Raw genomic sequence first — 1,347 nt, 5'->3', positions numbered from 1 at the left:
ATCGTCAGGCGCGCCGGCGTCACCAAGCCCAGCCTCTACCGCAGCTTTCCGTCCAAGGACGAGCTCGCGGCCGCCTATCTGCGCAAGTACGACCTCGAATTTTGGGAGCGTTTCGATGAGGCCGTCGACGCGCATCCGGGCAACCCGCGCGCCCAGATCATCGCTTTCCTGACCCGCGTCGGCAAACGCACGCAGAAACCGGACTATCGCGGCTGCGGCATGACCAACGCGGCGGTCGAATATCCCGAGCACGGGCATCCCGCGCGGGTGGTGAGCGAGAACAACAAAATGGAGCTGCGCCGGCGCCTGCGCGCCATGGCGGCGGCGATGGGCGCCAGCGATTCCGACACGCTCGGCGACGGGCTGCTGCTCCTCATCGAGGGCGCCTATATCAGCGGCCAGCTTTTCGGGCTCGGCGGACCGGCGGCATCGGTCGCCCGCAACGCCGATCTCCTGATCGAAGCCAGTCTGAAGAAATAACAATCTCGAGCTTGGGCGCTGCCCCTCACCTGCCTGCCGGCATCCTCTCCCCGTATAGTCACGGGGAGAGGGGCGCTCCCGCCGGCGATTTCGCCAATCGCCAGCGTTGAAGGAAGGGTGCCGAGGCCGCCCCAGCTCCCTTCTCCCCGTCACTATACGGGGAGAAGGTGCCGGCAGGCGGATGAGGGGCGGCGCAGACGCCGACAACGGGCGCTTGGCAGCCGCCGCGCCCTAGGCCCGCGTCAGTTTTGACGCTACGCTCACGTACCTCCATCGGAGACACCTCGCCATGCGTGCGCTTCTGATCCCGCTTGCCCTCGCCGGTTTCTGCCAGGCGGCGCATGCCGGCGACATTTCCAGCGCCTATACCGATCTCGACTGGAAGAAGGACTGCGTGACCTACGCGCAGTCGGAGGAAGGCGATGGCGACTGGGCGAGCCTCGCCTGTGCCGGCTATCGCGGCTATCCGGTGCTGATCGGCTATGACGATGCCCGCGAGTCCGTTTATTACGGCTTTCCCTCCGACGACATGACAGCCGTCTGGGAGAGTTTTTCCGGGCTCAACACCTCTGGTCCGAAGGTCGAGTGGCGGATCGAAACCAACGGCGACAAGGCGGTGCCCTTCGCCGTCATTCACCGTCGCGAGATCAGCAGTCCCGACGCCGAGAACAAGCCGACCGAGGTGCTGGTCGTCGCCAAGGTGGCGCAGCCGGAAGAGCACGAGGGCTGCACGGTCGGCCTGGTGCTCGCCACCGGCAACCCCCAGGCCAACGACCAGGCGCGCAAGCTCGCCGACGCAAAGGCGACGGGCTTTGCCTGCGGCAAGGACAAGCGCGAAGTGATCGGCACAGCGCCGGACTCCGGCCT

2 protein-coding genes are annotated in these 1,347 nt (G+C 66.5%); both read left to right on the top strand.

All coding sequences use genetic code 11. The features are described from left to right. On the top strand, positions 1–480 hold a 480-nt coding region (locus EOA38_RS36820), incomplete at its 5' end, for a TetR/AcrR family transcriptional regulator (RefSeq protein WP_145966303.1). 289 nt (positions 481–769) lie between these two features. Then, on the top strand, positions 770–1,347 hold a 578-nt coding region (locus EOA38_RS36810; protein ID WP_127301520.1), incomplete at its 3' end, for a hypothetical protein.

The organism is Mesorhizobium sp. M1E.F.Ca.ET.041.01.1.1 (assembly GCF_003997355.1).
Classification (GTDB): domain Bacteria; phylum Pseudomonadota; class Alphaproteobacteria; order Rhizobiales; family Rhizobiaceae; genus Mesorhizobium.
The sequence above is the reverse complement of the archived record's forward strand: the minus strand, read 5'-3'. Positions and strand labels throughout refer to the sequence as shown.